22 protein-coding genes are annotated in these 21372 nt (G+C 68.5%); 15 read left to right on the top strand and 7 right to left on the bottom strand.

Translation table 11 applies throughout. The annotated features are described in order from the left end of the window. Nucleotide 1 precedes the first annotated feature (1 nt). Genes O5O43_RS10845 through O5O43_RS10805 form a run of 9 tightly spaced genes read left to right on the top strand, consistent with a single transcriptional unit; the run spans nt 2 to nt 7005 of the window. Nucleotides 2-2299, top strand: a complete 2298-nt coding sequence (locus O5O43_RS10845; protein ID WP_271083899.1) for a chemotaxis protein CheA — start codon at nt 2-4, stop codon at nt 2297-2299. A gap of 3 nt (nt 2300-2302) precedes the next feature. Next, nucleotides 2303-2764, top strand: a complete 462-nt coding sequence (locus O5O43_RS10840) for a chemotaxis protein CheW (RefSeq protein ID WP_271083898.1) — start codon at nt 2303-2305, stop codon at nt 2762-2764. Beyond that, entirely contained in the window at nt 2761-3642 is an 882-nt protein-coding gene (locus O5O43_RS10835) for a protein-glutamate O-methyltransferase (protein WP_271083897.1), read from the top strand. The genes O5O43_RS10840 and O5O43_RS10835 overlap by 4 nt, the downstream gene beginning before the upstream one ends. Next, nucleotides 3639-4676, top strand: coding sequence for a chemotaxis response regulator protein-glutamate methylesterase (locus O5O43_RS10830; protein ID WP_271083896.1), 1038 nt, complete (start codon nt 3639-3641; stop codon nt 4674-4676). Before O5O43_RS10835 ends, O5O43_RS10830 begins: the two co-directional genes overlap by 4 nt. A 10-nt stretch (nt 4677-4686) precedes the next feature. Next, nucleotides 4687-5076: a response regulator gene (locus tag O5O43_RS10825; RefSeq protein ID WP_271083895.1), complete on the top strand. Its 390-nt coding sequence runs from the start codon at nt 4687-4689 to the stop codon at nt 5074-5076. After that, nucleotides 5073-5615 (top strand): chemotaxis protein CheD, encoded by a 543-nt coding sequence (locus O5O43_RS10820; RefSeq protein ID WP_271083894.1) that lies wholly within the window; start codon nt 5073-5075, stop codon nt 5613-5615. Before O5O43_RS10825 ends, O5O43_RS10820 begins: the two co-directional genes overlap by 4 nt. Continuing rightward, nucleotides 5615-5959 (top strand): hypothetical protein, encoded by a 345-nt coding sequence (locus O5O43_RS10815; RefSeq protein ID WP_271083893.1) that lies wholly within the window; start codon nt 5615-5617, stop codon nt 5957-5959. Before O5O43_RS10820 ends, O5O43_RS10815 begins: the two co-directional genes overlap by 1 nt. Nucleotides 5960-5962: 3 nt before the next feature. Further along, nucleotides 5963-6562, top strand: a complete 600-nt coding sequence (locus O5O43_RS10810; protein ID WP_271083892.1) for a response regulator — start codon at nt 5963-5965, stop codon at nt 6560-6562. 44 nt (nt 6563-6606) lie between these two features. Beyond that, complete coding sequence (locus tag O5O43_RS10805) at nt 6607-7005, top strand: chemotaxis protein CheE (protein WP_271083891.1); 399 nt, start codon at nt 6607-6609, stop codon at nt 7003-7005. Nucleotides 7006-7200: 195 nt separating this feature from the next. On the opposite strand, the gene O5O43_RS10800 is transcribed toward O5O43_RS10805, so the two are convergent. Further along, complete coding sequence (locus O5O43_RS10800) at nt 7201-8268, bottom strand: winged helix-turn-helix domain-containing protein (RefSeq protein WP_271083890.1); 1068 nt, start codon at nt 8266-8268, stop codon at nt 7201-7203. A gap of 86 nt (nt 8269-8354) precedes the next feature. Between O5O43_RS10800 and O5O43_RS10795 the strand changes: the two genes are divergently transcribed. After that, the gene (locus tag O5O43_RS10795; RefSeq protein ID WP_271083889.1) at nt 8355-8897 is read left to right on the top strand and encodes a hypothetical protein; all 543 of its coding nucleotides are present in this window, start codon (nt 8355-8357) and stop codon (nt 8895-8897) included. Here O5O43_RS10795 and hutH read toward each other — a convergent pair. From hutH to hutG, 3 genes are all read right to left on the bottom strand, one after another. Next, nucleotides 8894-10423 (bottom strand): histidine ammonia-lyase, encoded by a 1530-nt coding sequence (gene hutH, locus O5O43_RS10790; protein ID WP_271083888.1) that lies wholly within the window; start codon nt 10421-10423, stop codon nt 8894-8896. The genes O5O43_RS10795 and hutH overlap by 4 nt on opposite strands. Before the next feature lie 175 nt (nt 10424-10598). Next, nucleotides 10599-12260: a urocanate hydratase gene (gene hutU, locus O5O43_RS10785; RefSeq protein ID WP_271083887.1), complete on the bottom strand. Its 1662-nt coding sequence runs from the start codon at nt 12258-12260 to the stop codon at nt 10599-10601. Nucleotide 12261: 1 nt separating this feature from the next. Beyond that, on the bottom strand, nt 12262-13080 hold the full coding sequence (gene hutG / locus O5O43_RS10780) for an N-formylglutamate deformylase (RefSeq protein WP_271083886.1): 819 nt from the start codon (nt 13078-13080) through the stop codon (nt 12262-12264). Between the two features lie 74 nt (nt 13081-13154). Here hutG and O5O43_RS10775 point away from each other — a divergent pair, with 74 nt between their 5' ends. From O5O43_RS10775 to hutI, 3 genes are read left to right on the top strand one after another with little or no spacing between them, the layout of a single operon-like run. Beyond that, nucleotides 13155-14549 carry a formimidoylglutamate deiminase gene (locus O5O43_RS10775; RefSeq protein ID WP_271083885.1) on the top strand — a complete coding sequence of 465 codons (1395 nt, stop codon included), beginning with the start codon at nt 13155-13157 and terminating at the stop codon, nt 14547-14549. Further along, nucleotides 14546-15262 (top strand): histidine utilization repressor, encoded by a 717-nt coding sequence (gene hutC, locus O5O43_RS10770; RefSeq protein WP_271083884.1) that lies wholly within the window; start codon nt 14546-14548, stop codon nt 15260-15262. The genes O5O43_RS10775 and hutC overlap by 4 nt, the downstream gene beginning before the upstream one ends. Continuing rightward, a complete protein-coding gene (gene hutI / locus O5O43_RS10765) occupies nt 15259-16500 on the top strand; it encodes an imidazolonepropionase (protein ID WP_271083883.1) in 1242 nt (413 codons plus the stop codon). Before hutC ends, hutI begins: the two co-directional genes overlap by 4 nt. Here hutI and pelA read toward each other — a convergent pair. Beyond that, nucleotides 16467-17774 carry a pectate lyase gene (gene pelA, locus O5O43_RS10760; protein WP_271083882.1) on the bottom strand — a complete coding sequence of 436 codons (1308 nt, stop codon included), beginning with the start codon at nt 17772-17774 and terminating at the stop codon, nt 16467-16469. The two genes, hutI and pelA, sit on opposite strands and share 34 nt — an antisense overlap. A gap of 112 nt (nt 17775-17886) precedes the next feature. On the opposite strand from pelA, the gene O5O43_RS10755 reads away from it, so the two are divergent. Both O5O43_RS10755 and rhaT read left to right on the top strand, forming a co-directional pair. After that, nucleotides 17887-18201: an L-rhamnose mutarotase gene (locus O5O43_RS10755; protein WP_271083881.1), complete on the top strand. Its 315-nt coding sequence runs from the start codon at nt 17887-17889 to the stop codon at nt 18199-18201. A gap of 169 nt (nt 18202-18370) precedes the next feature. Beyond that, nucleotides 18371-19441, top strand: coding sequence for an L-rhamnose/proton symporter RhaT (gene rhaT / locus O5O43_RS10750; RefSeq protein ID WP_271083880.1), 1071 nt, complete (start codon nt 18371-18373; stop codon nt 19439-19441). Between the two features lie 5 nt (nt 19442-19446). Here the strand turns inward: rhaT and lldD are convergent, their stop codons facing one another. Together lldD and O5O43_RS10740 are read right to left on the bottom strand one after the other, a co-directional pair. Then, nucleotides 19447-20583 (bottom strand): FMN-dependent L-lactate dehydrogenase LldD, encoded by a 1137-nt coding sequence (gene lldD / locus O5O43_RS10745; protein WP_271083879.1) that lies wholly within the window; start codon nt 20581-20583, stop codon nt 19447-19449. 8 nt (nt 20584-20591) lie between these two features. Further along, nucleotides 20592-21353, bottom strand: coding sequence for an SDR family NAD(P)-dependent oxidoreductase (locus O5O43_RS10740; RefSeq protein ID WP_271083878.1), 762 nt, complete (start codon nt 21351-21353; stop codon nt 20592-20594). Nucleotides 21354-21372: the final 19 nt, after the last annotated feature.

The raw sequence follows: 21372 nt of genomic DNA, 5'->3' as shown, positions 1-21372 counted from the left end.
CATGTCTGACGCTGTCGATCCCTTCGAGGCCATCAAGGTCGTCTTCTTCCAGGAGTGCGACGAGCTGCTCGGCGACCTGGAGACGGGCCTCCTGGCGATCGAACAGGGCCAGGCGGACAATGAGACCGTCAACGCCGTCTTCCGGGCGGTCCATTCGGTCAAAGGCGGGGCAGGGGCCTTCGGCCTGGACGCCTTGGTCCGGTTCGCCCACGTCTTCGAGACTTTGCTGGACGAGATCCGCTCGGAGCGGAAGCCGTGCGACGACGTCACGGTGAAGACCCTGTTGCGCGCTTCCGACGTGCTGGCCGACCACATCGCCGCTGCGCGCGGCCAGGGCGCGCCGGTCGACGAAATCCGCTCCGCCGGTCTGGTCGCCGAGCTGGAAGCCCTGACACACGGGGAGCCCGCGCCCGCCCTCGCCGCGTTCGTGGAGCCGGACCCCGCCTTCGCCCCGGTCGCCATCACGATGGACATCGAGGCGGACGCGTTCGGCTTCAAGCCGGTCGCCTTCAACCTCGCCGATCTGGACGCCCCGGCGCCGGCCGCTGACGCCTGGCGCATCGTCTTCCATCCGCACGGCCGGATGTACGCCAACGCCAACGAGACCGGTATCCTGCTGCGCGAGTTGTCGCGCCTGGGCGAACTGAGCGTCACGCTCGACGTCTCGGCACTGCCGGATCTCGACGCCCTGGACGCCGAAGAGTCGTACCTGTCCTGGACCATCGACCTGACGACGGACGCCGGCGAGGCCGCGATCCGCGACGTCTTCGACTTTGTCGAGACCGATTGCGATCTGGCGATCCGCCCTGCCTCGGCCGCGGCGCCGATAGCCGAATTCGCCCCGGTCGAAACCCCCGCCGAGCCCGAGTTCGACATCGCCGCTCTGCTGGCCAAGGCGCAGGCCGATATCGCCGCCGCTCCTGATCCGGCGGTCATCGTCGAGCCCATCGCCCCGCTGGCGCCCGTCGCCGCCAAGTCCGAACAGCCGCCGATCCCGACGCCGGAGCCGGCGACGCCTCCGACCGCCTCGGCTCCCGTCGCGACCGCCGCGCCGGCCCCCGCCCACGCGCCGGCCCAACCCGCCGCCGTCACCATCCGCGTCGATCTCGACCGCGTCGATCGCCTGATCAACGTCGTCGGCGAACTGGTCATCCAGCAGGCCATGCTGGCCCAGCGCGTCATCGAGAGCGGCCTCGCCCGTTCGTCCGGCATCTCCGTCGGCCTCGAAGATCTCGAACTGCTGACACGCGAAATCCAGGACAGCGTCATGGCCATCCGGGCCCAGCCCGTGAAGTCGGTCTTCCAGCGCATGCCGCGCCTCGTGCGCGAGGTCGGCGAGATGACGGGCAAGCGCGTGCGTCTGGTCACCGCCGGCGAGGACACCGAGGTCGATAAGACCGTCGTCGAACGCCTGGCCGAGCCGATCACCCACATGCTGCGCAACGCCATCGACCACGGGCTGGAAAGCCCCGAGGAGCGCGTCGCCGCCGGCAAACCGGCCGAGGGCACGGTGCGTCTGGTCGCCCTGCACCGCTCGGGCCGGATCGTCATCGAGATTTCCGACGACGGCAAAGGCATCAACCGCGAGCGGGTGAAGGGCATCGCCGTCTCGCGCGGCCTGATCGCCGAGGACGCGGTCCTGACCGACGACGAAATCGACAATCTGATCTTCCTGCCGGGCTTCTCGACCGCCGAGACCATCACCGACGTTTCCGGGCGCGGCGTGGGCATGGATGTGGTCCGTCGCTCGATCCAGGCCCTGGGCGGCCGCATCTCCATCTCCTCCACGCCCGGCAAGGGCTCGACCTTCACCCTCAGCCTGCCGCTGACGCTCGCGGTGCTGGACGGCATGGTCGTGACCGGCGCCGAACAGACCCTGGTCGCCCCCCTGACGGCCATCGTCGAAAGCCTGACGCCGCAACCCCAGGACATCCACTACGTCGGCGGCCACGACCCGGTCATCCGGTTCCGGGACCAGTTCGTGCCCTTGATCGACGTCGCCCTCGGCATGGGTTTCCGTGACGCCCCTGTCGCGCCCGAAATCGGCGTCGCCGTGGTCGTGGAGACCGAGGCCGGGACCCGCGCCGCCCTGTTGTTCGACGCTATCCAGGGCCAGCGCCAGGTCGTCATCAAGAGCCTGGAGACCAACTACCAGCCTGTCGACGGCGTCGCCGCCGCGACCATCCTGGGCGACGGCCGCGTCGCCCTGATCCTGGACGTCGACGCCATCGTGTCGAGCTCGCGCCGCCGCTCCGTGCGCCACGAGACCGCCCGTACCGAACTCAAGATCGCGAGCTAGATCATGACCGAAGCCAACACCGCCGCCGCCGCCCGCGAACTGATCGCCTTCCGCATAGGCGAACAGGAATTCTGCGTGGACATCATGGCCGTGCGCGAAATCCGCGGCTGGACCCCGGCCACGCCCCTGCCGCGCGCCCCGGGCTTCATGAAGGGCGTCATCAACCTGCGCGGCGCCGTCCTTCCGATCATCGATCTGGGCGCCCGCTTTGGCCTGCGCACCTCCGAGCCGACCGCGCGTCACGTCATCATGGTCGCCCATGTCGGGGGCCGGATGGTCGGCCTCCTGGTCGACGCCGTGTCGGACATCATCCAGCTGACCGACGAGGCCATGCAGCCGACGCCCGACGTCGCCAGCGAACAGGTCAAGTCCTTCGTCAAGGGTCTGTTCGCCATGGACGGCCGTCTGATCAGCCTGATCGAACTGGACCGGATCATTCCCGAGACCGAAGCAGAAGCCGCATGACCAGCCCCGCCGGGCGGACCTCCCTGGTCGAAGGCGAGTTCGTCTTCACGGCCGAGGACTTCCGCCACATCGCCGAAGTTCTGCACAGCCACGCCGGCATCGCCTTGAACGAGGGCAAGGCGGCGCTCGTCTACTCGCGTCTGGCCAAGCGCCTGCGTTCGCTCGGCCTGCGAAGCTTCCGCGACTATTGCGCCCTGATCGAAGGCTCCGACGGGGTGGACGAGCGTCAGGCCATGACGGCCGCCCTGACCACCAATGTGACCCGCTTCTTCCGCGAGCCGCACCATTTCGATCACCTGCGCGATCAGGTGATGCCGGTCTTGGCGGAGCGCGCCCGTCGCGGCGAGCGGATCCGCCTGTGGTCGGCCGCCTGCTCGAACGGGCAGGAGCCCTATTCCATGGCCATGACGGTGCTGGCCTGCCTGCCCGAGGCGAACGAGCTCGACGTCAAAATCCTGGCCACTGACATCGACCCCAACATGGTCGCCGACGGCGTCGCCGGGGTCTATTCGGCCGAGCATCTCGAAGCCGCCCCGCCCATGCTGCGCCACCGCTTCTTCGAGAAGGCCCCCCCGTCTTCATTCGGAGGGCAAGGCCGCGACATGCTGAGCGCCACTCAGGTCCTGCGCGACCTCGTCTCCTTCCGCGAGCTGAACCTGATCGGCGACTGGCCCATGCGCGGCAAGTTCGACGTCATCTTCTGCCGCAACGTCGTGATCTATTTCGACGACGCGACCCAGGAGCGGGTGTGGAAGCGGTTCACCCCGCTGATGACCCCCGGCGCCACCCTCTACATCGGCCACTCCGAACGCATCAGCGGCCCGGCCGTGACGTCGCTCCAGACCTCGGGCCTGACCACTTACAGGCTCGCCGCATGACGGCCGTCCGCGTCCTCGTCGTCGACGACAGCCCCACCATGCGCGGCCTGATCACGGCCGCCCTGCGCCGCGATCCGGAGATCGAGGTCGTCGGCTCGGCCGCCGACCCCTTGGAGGCCCGCGCCCTCATCAAGGAGCTGAACCCCGACGTCATCACCCTGGACGTCGAGATGCCCAACATGAACGGGCTGGAGTTCCTCGAGAAAATTATGCGGCTGCGCCCCATGCCGGTCGTCATGGTCTCGACCCTGACCCAGGCCGGCGCGGAGGTGACCCTTCAGGCGCTCGAGATGGGCGCGGTCGACGCGGTCGGCAAACCCGGCGCCGGCGTCACGGCGATGGAGGCCTTCGCCGAACTGACCCTGAAGGTGAAGACCGCCGCCCGCTCGCGGGTCCGCCGTCGTGAGGCGACCGAGGCCCCGCGCCCCCGCGCGGACTACCGCGCCGCGCCCGACCACATCCTGGCCATCGGCGCCTCTACCGGCGGGGTCGAGGCCCTGCTGACGATCATCTCCAGCTTCCCGGCCCACTGCCCGGCGACCGTGATCACCCAGCACATGCCGGCGACCTTCACTCCGAGTTTCGCCGCCCGTCTGGACAAGATGTCCGCCGCCACCGTCACCGAGGCGACCGACGGCGCCCCCCTGATGCCCGGCCACATCTACCTGGCGCCCGGCGGCCTGACCCATCTGGAGGTCTCGGGGGCCACGCCGCGCTGCCGCCTGAGCGAGGGCGACACCATCAGCGGTCATCGCCCCTCGGTCGACGTCCTGTTCAGATCGGTGTCCCGCCTGCGTCGCCCGATGACCGGCGTTATCTTGACCGGCATGGGCCGCGACGGCGCCCAGGGTCTGCTGGAGATGCGCAACGCCGGCGCCCGAACCCTGGGACAGGACGAGGCCAGCTGCGTCGTCTACGGCATGCCCCGCGTCGCCCACGAGATCGGGGCCGTCGAACGCCAGCTGCCGCTCGCCCGTCTCCCGTCCGCCATTCTCGACCTGTGCGCGTCCCCCTTCGCACAGTCCGCCGCCTGAGGATTCCAGAATGCCCGCCGCCTCCGCCATCCACGTCCTCATCGTCGACGACCAACTGTCGATGCGCGCCCTGATCCGCACCAGCCTGCAGCAGCTCGGCTTCCGCGAGTTCCGCGAGGCCGCCGACGGCGAGGCGGGCCTGCGCGAGATGATCGCCAAGCCCGCCCACCTGATCATCTCGGACTTCAACATGCCCAAGCTCGACGGGCTCGGCTTGCTCCGTGCTGTGCGCGCCCATCCGCCGACGCAAGGCTCGGCCTTCATCATGCTGACTGGCCGAGCCGACCGCGATCTGGTCGCGCGCGCGGTCCAGTTCGGGGTCAACAACTACCTGGTCAAACCCTTCACCGTCGCCCAGCTGAAAGAGAAGCTGGAAGGCGTCTTCGGTCCCCTGACATGATGTCGACCGAGGCCCTTGCGACCGAAAAGCGGATCCACGTTGGCCAGGGCGAGCACCACGTCACGTCCGACCCGAACGTCATGCTGACCACCATCCTGGGCAGCTGCGTGGCCATGTGCCTGCGCGATCCGGATACGGGCGTCGGCGGCATGAACCACTTCCTGTTGCCCGAGGGCGCGGGGGCGGGGACCGACGCGGGCCGCCGCTACGGCGCCTATGCCATGGAGCTTCTGATCAACGACGTGATGAAGGCCGGCGCCCGTCGCGACCGTCTGGAGGCCAAGCTGTTCGGCGGCGGCCGCATGTTCGATTCCTTGCGCGACGTCGGCCAGCAGAACGCCGATTTCGCCGAACGCTTCCTGCGCGACGAAGGCATTCCCGTCGTCGGCGGCAGCCTGCGCGGTCATGGCGGCCGTCGCCTTCACTACTGGCCCGCCACGGGGCGAGCCCTTCAGCGCGCGGTGACCGACGGCCATGTGCCGGTCCAGGCCCCGCCCCGCATCGAACCGGTCGCCTCCGGCGCCGTGGAGTTGTTCTGATGATGAAAGCGAAGTCCCGTCTCCTGCTGGTGGCCGTCTCGGACGAGCTGGCCGAGATTTGCGTGCGGCTCGAAGCGCTGTCCGAGCTTACGACCGAACTGGTTTCCGGCTGCCCGGCTGAACGCCGCGCCGAAGCCATGGCCGGGATCCAGGCTTTCGACCTTTTGATCCAGCGCCTGGAAGGGCTCGGCGGCATGGCGGCGGCCGTGGGCGCGGGCGCGCCGATCGCCACGGCCCTGCACGCCCTGACCCTGTCGGACCTCTACGAGCGTCTGGTGGGCGAGCCGCCGGTGCGTCCGTCCATGTCCGCCGCGTCCTCTGGCGAACTGACCCTGTTCGACTGATCCATGGCGCGCCCACCCACCCCCGACCGGGTCAATCTGGCGCGCTCTACGGTGCTGCTGGTCGACCATAACCAGAAGTCGCTCGATATGCTGAGCTCGATCTTCCATGGCTTCGGGGTCAAGCAGCAGATCAAGCGCAGCACCACGGCCGAGGCCGTCTCCACCATCGAGACCCGCGACATCGACCTGGTCCTGATTGACTGTTCGATGCCCGGCATGGACGGCTACGACTTCACCCGCTGGCTGCGTCAGGAGACGCCGCCGCCGATCCGCTACACCCCCGTCATTCTCCTGACCGGCCACGCGGCTCAGTCCAAGGTGCACAAGGGTCGCGACTGCGGCGCCAGCTTCGTCGTGACCAAGCCCCTGACGCCCACGGTTCTCCTGCAACGCATCCTGTGGCTGGGCGCCGACGAGCGCAGCTTCGTGGAGTGCGCCACCTATGTCGGGCCTGACCGCCGGGTGCGCAACTTCGGCCCGCCCATGGGCATGCCCGGCCGCCGCGACGGCGACCTGTCCGAGCACGTCGGCGCCGCCACCGAGGCCAATATGGACCAGTCCGATATCGACATGATGATGAAGCCGATGAAGGTCTCCCTGTGACCGAAGCCCGAACCTTCAAAGTCAGGAGCTCCCTGGCGCGCCAGATGTCCGAGCCCGGCGGACGCCGCGTTCAGGATCTGGAGCGCAACGCCGACGCCGCGCTGGAGGTCCACCGCGACGACGCCATGGCCATGGTGTCGGGCACGCTCGGCCTCCTGGAAGAAGCCTGCGCCGAGGCCGCGCCCGACGCCGGGCCGCGCGTCTATCAACTCGCCTCGTCCATCGTCGATCTGGCCGGCTTCTTCGACACAGGCCCCCTGTTCGAGGCGGCCTACAGCCTGTGCGACATTTCCGACCGGATGATCCAGACCGAGGCCTGGCACTGGCCGTCCGTCCAGGTCCACGCCCAGGCGCTGCGCCTCATCCTCGCCGGTGGCTGCCGCACGGGAGTGACCAGCGGGGCCCTGCTGGCCGGGTTGAAGTCCATCGCTCAGTGTCGCTGACCGCGGTGGTCCAGAATTCCTCGCCAACGCTTGCGTCGTCGAACCCTCTCTCCCATCCCGCATAGGTCTTTGACACCGTCAGCAACAATTCTCGCGTCGCGGTGGACGTCCGCATCGCTCTCGCGCTCCGAAATCCCAAGTCGTCGAAATCAAACGACCGCCTTGGACGGTCTGGACGGTGTTTTTGGAGTCCGCTCAGACCCGGGTCGCGCGGCGGGTCACGGTCAGGGCGAAGGCGACTCCCGCGCCGAACAGCAGCCCCTCCAGCGTCGCCGTCACCGCCCGGCTCACCGGTCCGAAGCCGATCTCTCCGAACAGCCGGCCGAGGTGGTCCAGCCTCAGGCTCGACTGCGGGAATTGATCCGCCAGCAGATCGAGACTGCCGCCCATCAACCGCCCGCCGAGCAGCGCGATCAACAGGCCGCCCACGGCCGCGCAGGCGCCGGAGATGGCCGCGCTGCGCCGGGGCGAGATCGGACCGCTCCGGTGCGACAGCCAGAAGCCCAGCCCGACCGCGCCGCCGAGCAACGCACCCTCGGGCGCGCCGGTGATGGCGCCAGGCGATTGGCCGAACAGAAGGCTGAAGGCGTCCAGCCCGACCATCTTGACGATGGCCCCCACCAACAGACCGCCCGCCGCCGCGCCGAGGACGACCAGGCTTCGGGTCCCCGCCGGGAACAGGGTCGCCGCGCCGACGCCGAACCCGACGCCCGCCCCGCCCATCAGCCCGACGATCATCGTCAGACAGGCGATGACTAGAAGGGCTGAGACCGACCCGGCTCCGTCCGACACCCCGATCAGGCCGTAGATCAACCCGCCGATCAGACCGGCCGCCCCGCCTCCGACCATCCCCGACCGCCCCAGCCGGAACATCGAGTCCCAGTCGCGATAGGGGCGCATTGGCGCGCTCGCCGTGGTCGTCGCGACCGGCTTCGGCCCTGTGGACTCCATCGTCACCGGGGCGATGAAGCGATAGCCGTGCTTGGGCGCCGTCTCGATGAATCGGGGGTTGGTCGCATCGTCGCCCAGCGCCCGTCGCAGGGACCGGATGCACTGGGTCAGCGCCTCGTCCGTCACCGGCACCCCGCGCCAGATCTCGTCGAGGAACCGGGTCTTGGACACCAGCCCGCCCTGCTCGCGCACCAGCAGCGCCAAGGCGTCCAGATACCGCGCGTTCAGATCGACCGTCGCCCCGCCGCGCGTCAGCCGGCGATTCGGGCAGTCCAGCACGAAGGGATCGAAGCGGAAGACGCCGTCGGCCACGTTTCAGGGATTCCTCAGGTCCGGCTCATGACGCTCATCGCCCGGGCGGCCACGGTCGAGCGTCAACCAACGACGGAATGAAGGCAATGGCGAACCCCACCGAAATCAGATCCTCCGACATCCCATGGCGCATTCTGGTCTGGGGCGGGCTGGCCGCCCTGCTGTGCGTCCCCCTGGTCGCCATGCGGTTCACCGACGAGGTCGACTGGAGCCCCTTCGATTTCCTCATCGTGGGCGGTCTGTTCGCCGTCGTCGGCGGCTGCGCCGAACTGGCCCTGCGGTTGTCGCGTAACTGGACCTACCGCGTCGGCTTCGCCGTGGCCGTCGTCACCGGCTTCCTGACCCTCTGGGTCAACATGGCCGTGGGCATGATCGGCGGCGAGCAGAACCCCGCCAACCTGGTTTTTCTCGGCGTCCTGCTGGTCGCCGTCGTCGGCGCGATCGTCGGCCGATTCCGCCCCAACGGCATGGCCCTGACCATGGTCGGAACCGCCGTCGCCCAGGCCTGGGCCGCCTTCTATGCGGTGACCCTGGGGGAGAGCCGCGATGCCGTCTTCATCGCCGGCTTCTGCGTCCTGTGGCTGGCCGCGGCGGGCCTGTTCCGCCTCTCCCGCCCCCGCGCGGTCTAGGCCGAGGGCAACAGGCTGTCGGCGAACCGGCGATAACGCCCCGCCCGGACACCGTCCGTCGCCCGCGCGATATCCGGCGCGAAATAGTGGTCGCTGTCATAGGCCGCGACCGCCTCGCGCACGATCGACCACACCGCCTCCAGCGGCCCCGAGCTCTTCAGCGGCCGATGGAACTCGATGCCCTGGGCGGCCGCCAGAAGCTCGATGCCGACGACGGTCGCGGTGTTCTCGGCCATCTCCAGCAGACGCCTCGCCCCGTGGGTCGCCATCGAGACGTGGTCCTCCTGATTGGCGCTGGTCGGCACGGTGTCGACGCTGCACGGGTGGCTCAGCATCCGGTTCTCGGCGACCAGGGCGGCAGCGGTCACCTGGGCGATCATGAAGCCGGAGTTCAGCCCGCTTTCCTTGACCAGGAAGGCCGGCAACTCGCTCATTTTCGGATCGACCAGGATGGAGGTCCGGCGTTCGGAGATGTTGCCGATTTCGCAGAGCGCCATGGCCAGCTGATCCGCCGCGAAGGCTACCGGCTCGGCGTGGAAATTCCCGCCCGAGATCACATCGCCATCGTCGATCAGGACCAGCGGATTGTCGGTCACCGCATTGGCCTCGCGCTCCAGCATGGCGGCCGCGTTGCGGATCACGTCCAGCACCGCACCCATGACCTGGGGCTGGCAGCGCAGGGAGTAGGGGTCCTGCACCTTCACATCGCCCTCGCGGTGGCTGTCGCGGATGGCCGAACCGGCCATCAGCTCACGTAGGGTCGCGGCCACGGCGATTTGGCCGGGCTGGTTGCGGAGCGCATGGATGCGGTGGTCGAACGGCGCGTCCGATCCTTTCAGCGCATCGACCGACAGGGCGCCCGCCGCGATCCCGGCGGCGAAGGCGGCTTCGGTGGCGAACAGGCCGGCCAGGGCCAGAGCCGTCGAACACTGGGTTCCGTTCAGCAGGGCCAGACCTTCCTTCGGTCCCAAGGTCACCACATCCACGCCCGCTCGCGCCATGGCCGCCTCGGCGTCCAGCACCTGACCCAGATGCCGCGCCTCGCCGACGCCGATCAGGACGCAGGACATATGGGCCAGGGGCGCCAGATCGCCCGAGGCCCCGACCGAACCCTTGGACGGAATACAGGGCAGGACGTCGGCGTTCACGAGCGCGATCAGCCCTTCCAGCGTCTCGCGCCGCACGCCCGACGCGCCCTTCGACAAGCTAGCGATCTTGAGCACCAGGATCAGCCGTACGACCGCATCGTCCAGCAGCGCCCCGACCCCGCAGGCGTGGCTGAGCACCAGATTCTTCTGCAGCGTCTCCAGATCGCCCGGCGCGATCGAGGTGTTCGCCAGAAGCCCGAAGCCGGTGTTGATGCCATAGACCGTCCGGCCCTCGGCGATGATCGCGGCCACCGTCGCGGCCGACTTCTCCACATCGGCCCAGGCGGCGTCGGTCAGGCTGACGGTCACCGGCCCATCGAGCACGGCGCGCAGCTGGGCGAGGGTGAGGGGCGACGCGCCGATGGTGATCTGGGTCATTCGTTCATTCCTATCCCTCTCCCGGTGGGAGAGGGCTTGAGCATCCAAGAGCGCAGCGATTGGCTATGCGAAAAGGTGAGGGTCGTGCGTCACCGGTGGAGTTCGACCCTCACCCGACCGCGCCGGAACGACGGCTGCGCCGCCGTGCGCGGTCTCCCTCTCCCAACGGGAGAGGTCATTTCAAGCTCGGCAGGTTCAGCCCATGCTCCCGCGCAGCCCCTCGCGCGATCTCATAACCGGCATCGGCGTGGCGCATGACGCCGGTGGCCGGGTCGTTCCACAGGACCCGCTCCAGACGGGCCGCCGCCTCCGGCGTGCCGTCGGCCACGATGACCACGCCCGAGTGCTGGGAATAGCCCATACCCACTCCGCCGCCGTGGTGCAGCGACACCCAACTGGCACCCGACGCCGTGTTCAGCAGGGCGTTCAGCAGGGGCCAGTCGGACACCGCATCCGACCCGTCCATCATGGCCTCGGTTTCGCGGTTCGGACTGGCGACCGAGCCCGAGTCGAGGTGGTCCCGTCCGATCACGATAGGGCCCGACAGCTCTCCCGACGCCACCATCTCGTTGAACATCAGCCCTGCCCGATGACGGTCGCCCAGACCGATCCAGCAGATGCGCGCCGGCAGGCCCTGGAAGGCGATCCGCTCGCCCGCCATGTCGAGCCAGCGATGGAGGCCGGCGTTGTCGGGGAACAGCCGCTTCATCGCCGCGTCGGTCTTCCTGATATCCTCCGGATCGCCGGTCAGGGACGCCCAGCGGAACGGCCCGATCCCGCGACAGAACAGCGGGCGGATATAGGCCGGCACGAAACCCGGGAAGTCGAAGGCGTTCGTCACGCCCTCATCGAAGGCGACCTGGCGGATGTTGTTGCCATAGTCGGTGACCGGGATGCCGGCGGCCAGAAAGTCCAGCAGGGCCTGCACATGGACCGCGCAGGATTTCCGCGCCGCAGCCTCGACGACGGCGGGATCGGAGACCCGCTTGTCCTCCCATTCCGCCACGGTCCAGCCCATCGGCAGGTAGCCGTTGATCAGGTCGTGGGCGCTGGTCTGGTCCGTGACGAGATCGGGGCGGACCCCGCGCTTGACCATCTCCGGCAACACCTCGGCGGCATTGCCGAGCAGGCCCACCGAGATCGGCTTGTCGGTCCGTCCGGCCTCCTCGATCAGCGCCAGGGCCTCGTCCAAGGTCTCGGCCATGACATGGAGATAGCGGGTGCGCAGACGCATCTCGATCCGGCTGCGCTGGCATTCCACCGCGAGGCAGGACGCGCCGGCCATCGTCGCCGCCAAGGGCTGAGCCCCGCCCATGCCGCCAAGGCCGGCGGTCAGGATCCACTTGCCGGCCGTCTCGCCGCCCCAGTGCTGGCGCGCCGCCTCCATGAAGGTCTCGTAGGTTCCCTGAACGATCCCTTGCGTGCCGATGTAAATCCACGACCCGGCCGTCATTTGGCCGTACATCATCAGGCCCTTGCGATCGAGCGCGTTGAAATGCTCCCAGGTCGCCCACTTCGGCACCAGGTTGGAGTTGGCGATAAGGACGCGCGGGGCGTCCGCATGGGTGCGGAAGACGCCGACCGGCTTGCCCGACTGGACCAGCAGGGTCTCGTCCGGCGCGAGGTCGCGCAGGCTCTCGACGATCCGGTCGAAGCTCGCCCAATCGCGCGCCGCCTTGCCGATACCGCCATAGACGACGAGGTCCTCCGGCCGCTCGGCAACCTCGGGATCAAGGTTGTTCATCAGCATGCGGAGCGCCGCCTCGGCGGCCCACGTCTTGGCCGTCATTTCGCGGCCGCGAGGAGCGCGGACGACGCGGGCGTTCGATTGAGTCATGTCAGGCTTTCCGGGCGAAGTCTGCGCAGGCGGTCAGGATGGCGCGCAGATGGCTGCGCATGGCCTCGGCGCGGGCGGGTTCGTAGGGCGAGGGCCAGTTCGCCTCGGAGACCTCGCCCTCCGGATCGAGCATGTAGCCGCGATCGGCCAGCTCCATCTGGATGGCGTGAATGCCCTTGGCGGGGCGGCCGTAGTGGCGCGTCGTCCAGCCGCCCTTGAACCGCCCGTTCAGGACGTGGGTCCAGCCGGTCACGGCGCAGGCGGCCTCGACCGCCCGGCTGAGTTCCGGTGCGCAGGTGACGCCGCCGTTGTCGCCGATGTTGAACTGCGGCAGCTCGCCGTCGAACAGGCGCGGCACCACGGAGCGGATCGAATGAGCGTCGTAGAGGACGACAGGCCCGTTCGCGCGCAGGCGCTCGATCTGCGCCGTCAGGGCGTCGTGGTAAGGATCGAACCAGGTCGCACGACGACGGTCGATCTCGGTCTGATCCGGCTCCTGACCGGGGGGATACAAGGGCTCGCCGTCGAACGTCTCCGTGGGGCAGAGGCCGGTCGTCGCCATGCCCGGGTAGAGGGAGGCGCCGGACGGGTCGCGGTTCACGTCGATGACGCTCCGGCTGATCGCCGTGCGGACGGTGGTGACCCCCATTTCGCCGACGAAGTCATACAGCCGATCCACCCACCAGTCGGCGTCCTTACGGGCCAGCCAGGGCGAGACCATTCGGGCCTCGATGTCGGCGGGAATGTCGGTTCCGGTGTGAGGGAAGGCGACGATCATGGGCGCATCGCCCTCGACGACGGTCAGCCAGTCTGCGCTCATTCCGGTCTCCCTCGCCAAACGTGCGACACGTGTTATGTCTAGACATAGTGTTCTCAACCGCCCGGGATTGTCCAGTGTCGCAAACGCCGTCCGAAGGTTGCAGCCTGTGGTTCGAACAGGCGCTGCTGCCCGACGGCTGGGCGCGCGACGTGCGGATCACGGTGGCGGACGGACTGATCTCCGACCTCGAGATCGAGACCCCGCGCGCGCCGACGGATGACGCGCACGGCGTCGCCCTGCCGGGCATGCCCAACGTCCACAGCCACGCGTTCCAGCGCGCCATGGCCGGTCTGACCGAGGCTCGAGGACCGGCCAAGTCAGAGGGGGGCGGCGACGCGGGCGACAATTTCTGGACCTGGCGCCAGCTGATGTACCGCTTCCTCGACCGGGGCGGGCCGGAGGAGATCGAGGCCATCACCGCCTTCGCCTTCTGCGACATGCTGGAAGGCGGCTTCACCCGCTGCGCCGAGTTTCACTATCTGCACAACGACCCGACTGGCGGGTCTTACGCCGACCCGGCCGAGCTGACCGCGCGTATCGTGGCGGCGGCGGAGACGACGGGCATCGCCTTGACCCTGCTACCGGTCTTCTACGCCCACTCGACCTTCGGCGGCGCCGAGTCCAACCACGGCCAGAGGCGGTTCATTACCGACGTCGATGGGTTCGCGGATCTCGTGACGCGCGGCCGCAGCCTGACCGCCCGCCTACCGGACGCCGTCGTCGGCGTCGCGCCGCACAGCCTGCGCGCTGTGACGCCGGATGAGCTGGCCGCCATGCCGGGTCTGGCGGGCGATGGACCGATCCACATCCATGTCGCCGAACAGACCAAGGAGGTCGACGACTGCCTCGCCTGGTCCGGCTCGCGGCCGGTCGAATGGCTGCTGGCCAACGCCCCGGTCGACGAGCGGTGGTGCCTGATCCACTCGACACACGTGACCGAGACCGAACGGCGCGGCGTGGCCAAGGCGGGCGCCGTCGTCGGTCTCTGCCCCCTGACCGAAGCCAACCTCGGCGACGGCATCTTCCCGGCGCGGGACTTCGTCGCGAACGGGGGCCGCTTCGGCATCGGCACGGATTCCAATATCCAGATCGGCGTCGCCGACGAACTGCGGATGCTGGAGTATTCCCAGCGTCTGGCCCTGCGCGCGCGGGGGGTGATGGCCGATGCGCACCGCTCCACCGGCCGCGCCCTGTTCGACCGCGCCCTGTCCGGCGGACGTCAGGCGACGGGCGCCGAGGCGAGCCTCAAGGTCGGCCTGCCCGCCGACATCATCGAACTGAACACCGGTGGCGTCGGCTTCGCGAGCCGGTCCGGCGACGCGGTTCTGGACAGCTGGATCTTCGGCGGCGCGCGGGCGATCCGCTCGGTCTGGCGCCGAGGCAAACGGGTCGTCGCCGACGGCCGTCACATCGCCCGCGACGCTATCGAGGCCCGCTATCGCAAAGCCCTGTCGGTGGTCCTCGGATGAGCGAAACGGCCACTCTTCATCGCCGCATCTACGACGACCTGGAGGGCCGCATCCTGTCCGGCGACTGGGCGCCCGGATCGCGAATTCCGTTCGAGCACGAGCTGACCGAACGCTACGGCTGTTCGCGGATGACGGTAAACAAGGCCATCTCCGAACTGGTTACGCGGGGTCTGGTCACGCGCCGCCGCCGGGCCGGGACCTTCGTCGCCCAGCCCCGGGTCCACTCCGCCATGCTGGCCATCCCCGACCTGCGCGCGGAGGCGACGGCGCGGGGTCTCGCCTATGAGTTCCGCTTGCTGGCGCGGAAGGAACGCAGCCCCTCGACGGAGGAAACCGAACTGGCGAACGGCGGCCTGCTGCTGGAGGTCGACGGCCTCCATCTCGGCGATGGAACGGCGCTGGCGCTGGAGCGGCGCCTGATCGCCCTGACCACCGCGCCCGAGGCCATGACGGTCGATTTCCGCAAGGTTCCGCCGGGCAGTTGGCTGCTGGACTTCGAACCCTGGACCGAGGCCGAGCATCGCATCTCCGCCGTGTCGGCGACGGCGCGTCAGGCGACCCTGCTCGGCGTCAAGGCAGGCGCGGCCTGTCTCTGTGTCGAGCGCCGGACCTGGCGGGACGGGCAGGGGGTGACCCAGGTGTGGCAGACCTTCCCCGGCGATCGCTATGATCTGGTGGCGCGGTTCTCGCCGGGCCGGGGAGATCGTGGATGAAGGCCGACCGACTGATCACCGACTGCCGTCTGGCTACCATGACCGAGGCCGCCGCCGCCTATGGCGCGATCGAAGACGGGGCCATCCTGATCGCCGACGGCCGCATCGCCTGGGTCGGTCCGCGCGCCGACCTGCCCGCGCATGAGGCCACGCAGACCGACCGCCTCGACGGCCGCTGGGTCACGCCGGGTCTGATCGACTGCCACACCCATCTGGTCTTCGGCGGCGACCGCTCGGGCGAGTTCGAACAGCGTCTGAACGGCGCCACCTACGAGGAGATCGCGAGGGCCGGCGGCGGCATCGTCTCCTCCATGACGGCGACCCGCGCGGCGGCCGAGGAGGACCTCTACGCCTCCGCCGTCGCCCGTCTAGAAGGCCTGAAGGCCACCGGCGTCACGACGGTGGAGATCAAGTCCGGCTACGGCCTCGACCGCGACGCCGAGCTGAAGATGCTGCGCGTCGCCCGCCGCATCGGCCGCGAGGCAGGGGTCCGCGTCCGCACCTCCTACCTCGGCCTCCACGCCGTGCCGCCCGAGCATCGCGCGAACCGACCCGCCTATGTCGACCTAGCCATCGACGACATCCTGCCCGCCGCGCATGTCGAGGGGTTGGTCGATGCGGTCGACGCCTATTGCGAACCCATCGCCTTCTCCGACACCGAGGTGTCCCGGCTGTTCGAGAAGGCGAAGATGCTCGGCCTGCCGGTCAAGCTGCACGCCGACCAACTGTCGGACGGAGGCGGGGCGGCTTTGGCGGCGAGATACAAAGCTCTATCCGCCGACCATATCGAACATGCGAACGAGGCCGGGATCGCGGCGATGGGACAGGCGGGCGTCGTGGCTGTCCTCTTGCCCGGAGCCTATCTGATGCTGCGCGAGACGACCCCGCCTCCGATCCAAGCCCTGCGCCGCCATGGCGTGGCCATGGCGGTGGCGACGGACTGCAATCCGGGCACGTCTCCCGTCGCCTCGATGACGGCGGCCATGACCTTGGCCTGCGTCCAGTTCCGCCTGACTCCGGAGGAAGCCCTGGCCGGCGCAACCCGCCATGCGGCCAGGGCGCTCGGCCTCTCGGACGAGATCGGCACGCTCGAGGTCGGCAAGGCCGCTGACCTCGCAGTCTGGGACGTCACCCGCCCGGCCGAGCTCTGCTACTGGCTCGGCAAGCCGATCCTCGACAGGCGCTATGTGGCCGGTGTTCGCGCCTATCCCGGGTTGGCCGCGTTCCACGCGACATAGGCGTCCAGCGCGCGCTGAGGCGAACTGATCCACCACGAATAGCCGTTGCGACGGCCGATCGAGATCTCGTTGACGTCGTCATAGATCAGCTGGTTCTTGTCGCCGAAGATCGGCAGGCCGGTGACGAGGTCGTAGTTGCGCGACCACAGCGGCCCGGCGCCCGGACGCTCGATCAGCTTTCTGCCATCGTCGGTCATCTCGAACGAATGGTCGTAGAGCCGCTTCTCCTCCAGCCAGGCGATGGCGGCGCGGACGGCGGCCTTGATCGCAGGCGAAGGGGCGGGCTGGCGCATCAGGAACATGACCACATCGGTCGTCTCGCCGCTGGCGATCGACTGGGGCTCGTAGTTGCGGGCGCTCGAAGGCCGGAGCGTCAGCGGGTCCACCTGCTGCGGCCAGGCGGTCAGCTTGCCATCGACCCGCACTTGGGCGGCCAGGATGACGGCGACGGCGCGACGCACGGCGTGATCGGCCCGCGCCTCATAGTCCTCGGACAGGAAGCCAAAGCCGTTCTGGTTCTCGACCACGTCCTCCAGCAGCATGGCCGCCTCGGCCACCGCGTTGTCGTTGAAGGTGACCGCGTCGTGAAACCCGCCTTCAACGGGGTAAATCTGGGGCCAGCCGCCGTTCGGGTACTGGGCGGCCAGAAGGTATTCGACGCCCTTGGTGATGCTGGCGCGGTAGGCGTCGCCCTCCGGCCCCGGCGCGGCCTCGGCCACTTTGGCGAGGAAGCGCATCTCGGACGTGGTCGCGCCGTTGTCGAGCGTGCCGACGAAGGTCCAGAAACGGTCGACCGGCGCGTCATAATTCTCCGGGTTCACTTCCATCGTCTCGGCGTCGTTCGAGTACCGCTGGCCGGGCAGGCGAGCGAGACGGCGATCCTGGTTCTTGCTCCAGCCGCCGGCCGGGGTCTGGAAGCTCACGGTCGCCTCGGCCAAGGCGCGGGCCTCGGCCGAGGCATACCAGGCGGCGTCGCGATCCAGCGGCAGATATTGAAGTCCCCCGCCCGAGGCGATGGGCGGCGGCGGCACGGTCGAGCCCGCCGGCAGTTCGGCGGTCAGGGTGGCGCGGTCTAGCAGGGCCTGGGCGTGGGAGCGGTCCAGATAGGCGGCCCAGGCGGCGCGGTCAGCGTCGGGCAGCCCGGCGATGCGAGCGGCGCTCAGCGACTGGGCCGGGACGTTCTGCCGAAGCACCTCGGCCTGGGCGGCGGGCGCAAGGGCGAGGCTCAACAGGAGCGGGAGCAGGGCCGCGACCCCGATGCGATGCGTTGACATGAAGGCCGTCCCTGTCTGGAAGCGACAGACGCGTCGCTTTCTCATTATGTTGAGAAGCATTTTATATGATGAGATGATGTGGTCAACATGTCGCACTCTCAGGAGCCTCTCGATGCAAAAGATCGCCTTCTGCATGCGGCTCAACCCCGGCGCCGCTCAGGACTACAAGGCGCGCCATGACGCCCTGTGGCCCGACCTCCGCGACGCCCTCTATCAGGCCGGGGTGCGCGACTATTCCATCCATCTGGAGCCCGAAAGCAGCAAGCTGTTCGCCACGCTCTGGCGGAGCGACGATCATCGCATGGACGATCTGTCGGACCTCCCTGTGATGAAACAGTGGTGGGCGCACATGGCAGACATCATGGAAACCGAACCCTCGGGCGAACCGGTCCAGGCGCCGCTGATCGAGATGTTTCATCTCGAATAGGCCGTCCGCCGTCGCTTGACGGGGTCGCTCACCGCCCTCTAGGGTAAATCCAAATAATGAACCGCATGGCGCAAATGTGGGAACGGGACGGAACATCGACAGTCGGCCTCCGCTGACCTCCGCTCTCCTTCCGACCTTCCATCGCCTGTCCGTCGTGGAGGTCTGAACCATGCCCGCCAATCCGTTTATCGGCGTCCTCTTCCACTGGCTGGGCGGTCTGGCCGCCGCCAGCTTCTACGTACCCTACCGCAGCGTGAAGCGCTGGTCGTGGGAGATCTACTGGATCACCGGCGGCGTCTTCTCCTGGGTCGTCGCGCCCTGGTTCTTCGCTTCGATCCAGACCCAGGACCTGATGGGGGTGCTGTCGGCGACGCCGTCCTCGACGATCGGCTACTGCGTGCTGTTCGGCTGTCTCTGGGGCTTCGGCGGCCTGACCTACGGGCTGACGATGCGCTATCTCGGCCTGTCGCTGGGAATGGCCGTGGTGCTGGGTCTCTGCACCGTGTTCGGCACCCTTATCCCGCCGATCTTCCAGGGGACCTTCTACGACAACCTGATCGGCAGCCCGTCGGGCAACGTCATCCTGCTGGGTCTTCTGGTGACCCTCCTCGGCATCATCGTCGTAGCCATGGCCGGGGCGAAGAAGGGCGAGCCGGTCGACAACGCCGCCATCGCCGAGTTCGACTTCAGGAAGGGCATCGGCGTCGCGATCTTTTCAGGCGTCATGTCGTCCTGCTTCGCCTTTGGACTCGCGGCGGGCGAGCCGATCCGTCAGCTCAGCGCCGCGGCCGGCACGGGTCCGCTCTGGGTCGGTCTGCCGGTCCTGTGCATCGTCATGTTCGGCGGCCTGATCACCAACGCCGTCTGGTGCGGCGTCCTGATCGCGCGCAACAGGTCGGCCGGTCAGTTCGTCGGCAAGATGGCGCCGGAGGATCCCTCCATGCCCGTCGCCGGCAAACTGCCGCTGGCCCTGAACTACCTGTTCTCGGCCGTGGCCGGCACGATCTGGTACTTCCAGTTCTTCTTCTACACGATGGGCGAGAGCCAGATGGGTCGCTTCGGCTTCTCGTCCTGGACCCTGCACATGGCCAGCATCATCATCTTCGGCGCTCTGTGGGGCTTCGCCTTCAAGGAGTGGAAGGGCGCCCCGACCAAGGCGCGTCTGATGGTCTTCTCCGGCATCGGCCTTCTGGTTCTGGCCACCGTCATCATCGGCTACGGCAACTACATCGGCCGCTGACGAGACTAGGGCCGGGCGATCGCGTCCGGCCCGATATCGCTGATCTTGTTAGAGCCGGTCAGGGTCATGGCGACCCGCATCTCCTTCGCGAACAGGTCCAGCAGGGTCTCGACCCCCGCCTGTCCGCCGGCCGCCAGCGCATAGACGAAGGCCCGGCCCAGCATCACCGCATCGGCGCCCAGCGCCAGAGCGCGGACGACGTCGAGCCCGTTGCGGATGCCCGAGTCGGTCAGGATCGTCAGCTTGCCCTTCACCGCATCGGCGATGGCAGGCAGGGCGCGGGCTGAGGACAGGACACCGTCCAACTGACGCCCGCCATGGTTCGACACCACGATCCCGTCGGCCCCAAAGCTGACCGCATCCTTCGCGTCCTCAGGGTCGAGGATCCCCTTGATGATCATCGGCCCGTCCCAGAAGTCGCGGATCCACTGCAGATCCTTCCACGAGATCGACGGATCGAAATTGGCGCCCAGCCAGCCGATATAGTCGGCCAGCCCCGTGGCCTTGCCGAGGTAGCGCGACACATTGCCCAAGTCGTGCGGCGTGCCGCGCAGACCCACGTCCCAGGCCCAGGCCGGATGGGTCATCGCCTGCACCATCCGGCGCACCTCGGCGTTCGGCCCGCTCATGCCCGAATGGGCGTCGCGATAGCGGGCCCCCGGCACGGGCATGTCGACGGTGAAGACGAGCGTCTTCACGCCGGCCGCCTTCGCTCGCTCCAGCGCGTTCCGCATGAAGCCCCGGTCGCGCAGGACATAGAGTTGGAACCACATCGGCCGATCGATGGCGGGCGCCACCTCCTCGATCGGGCAGACCGAGACGGTGGACAGGGTGAAGGGCACGCCGCGCGCGGCCGCCGCCTTAGCCGCCTGCACCTCGCCGCGCCGGGCGTACATGCCGGTCAGGCCCACGGGCGCCAGCACGACCGGTAGGCTCAGAATGTCGTCGAACAGCCGTGTCGTCAGATCGACCTCGCCGACTCCGCCCAGCACCCGCTGGCGCAGAGGCACGTCGCCCCAGTCTTCGACATTCCGACGCAGGGTCTGTTCCGCATAGGCGCCGCCGTCGACGTAGTGGAACAGGAAGGGCGGCAGCTTGCGCCGTGCGGCCTCGCGGAAATCGCCGGGGGAGGAGATGATCACGGCGACGCCTATTGCAGGTTCACGAACATCCCGCCATCGACCAGCAGGGCCGCGCCGGTCACATATTTCGCCAGGTCCGACGCCAGGAAGACGACCGGTCCGCCGAGGTCCTCCGGCTGGCCCAGACGGCCCAGCGGGATGCGGCCTTCCATGTATTCGCGCTTCGCCGGATCGGCGAGATCGTCCTTGTTGATGTCGGTCAGGATGGTGCCAGGCAGGACCGAATTGCAGCGGATGCCGTGTTTGCCCAGCGCGATGGCGCAGGACTGCATCAGGCTGTGCACCCCCGCCTTGGTCGGCGTGTAGTGGGTCTGGTACTCGCCGCCGACCAGGGCGCTGATCGAGCTGACGGCGACGATCGATCCGCCGTCGCCCTGCTTGACCATCTGGTTGGCCGCCGCCTGGGTCATGAAATAGGCCCCGTGCAGGTTGACCTCCATCGTGCGCTTCAGCGTCTCGGGCGGCATGTCGAGGAAGGCGTGAAAGGGGCAGATGCCGGCGTTGGAGACGAAGACGTCGACCCGGCCGAAGGCCTCGACCGCGGCGTCAACGAACACCTGCGCGCTCTCGTGGTCGGCCACGTCACCCTCGACGTGGATCGCGCGGCGACCGAGCGTCTCGACCTGGGCGATCACCTCGGCTGCGACCTCGCCGCCCTTGTTCGAATGGATGGCCACGTCGGCGCCCTGACGCGCGCTTTCGATGGCGATGGCCGCTCCGATGCCGCGTGAGCCCCCGGTGACGAGGACGACCTTGTTCTCAAGCAGCATGGCGGCTCCGGCTTCGTGG

It is taken from the genome of Brevundimonas sp. NIBR11, from assembly GCF_027912535.1.
In the GTDB taxonomy this organism is placed as follows: domain Bacteria; phylum Pseudomonadota; class Alphaproteobacteria; order Caulobacterales; family Caulobacteraceae; genus Brevundimonas.
This window is presented reverse-complemented; position numbering and strand designations above follow the sequence as displayed.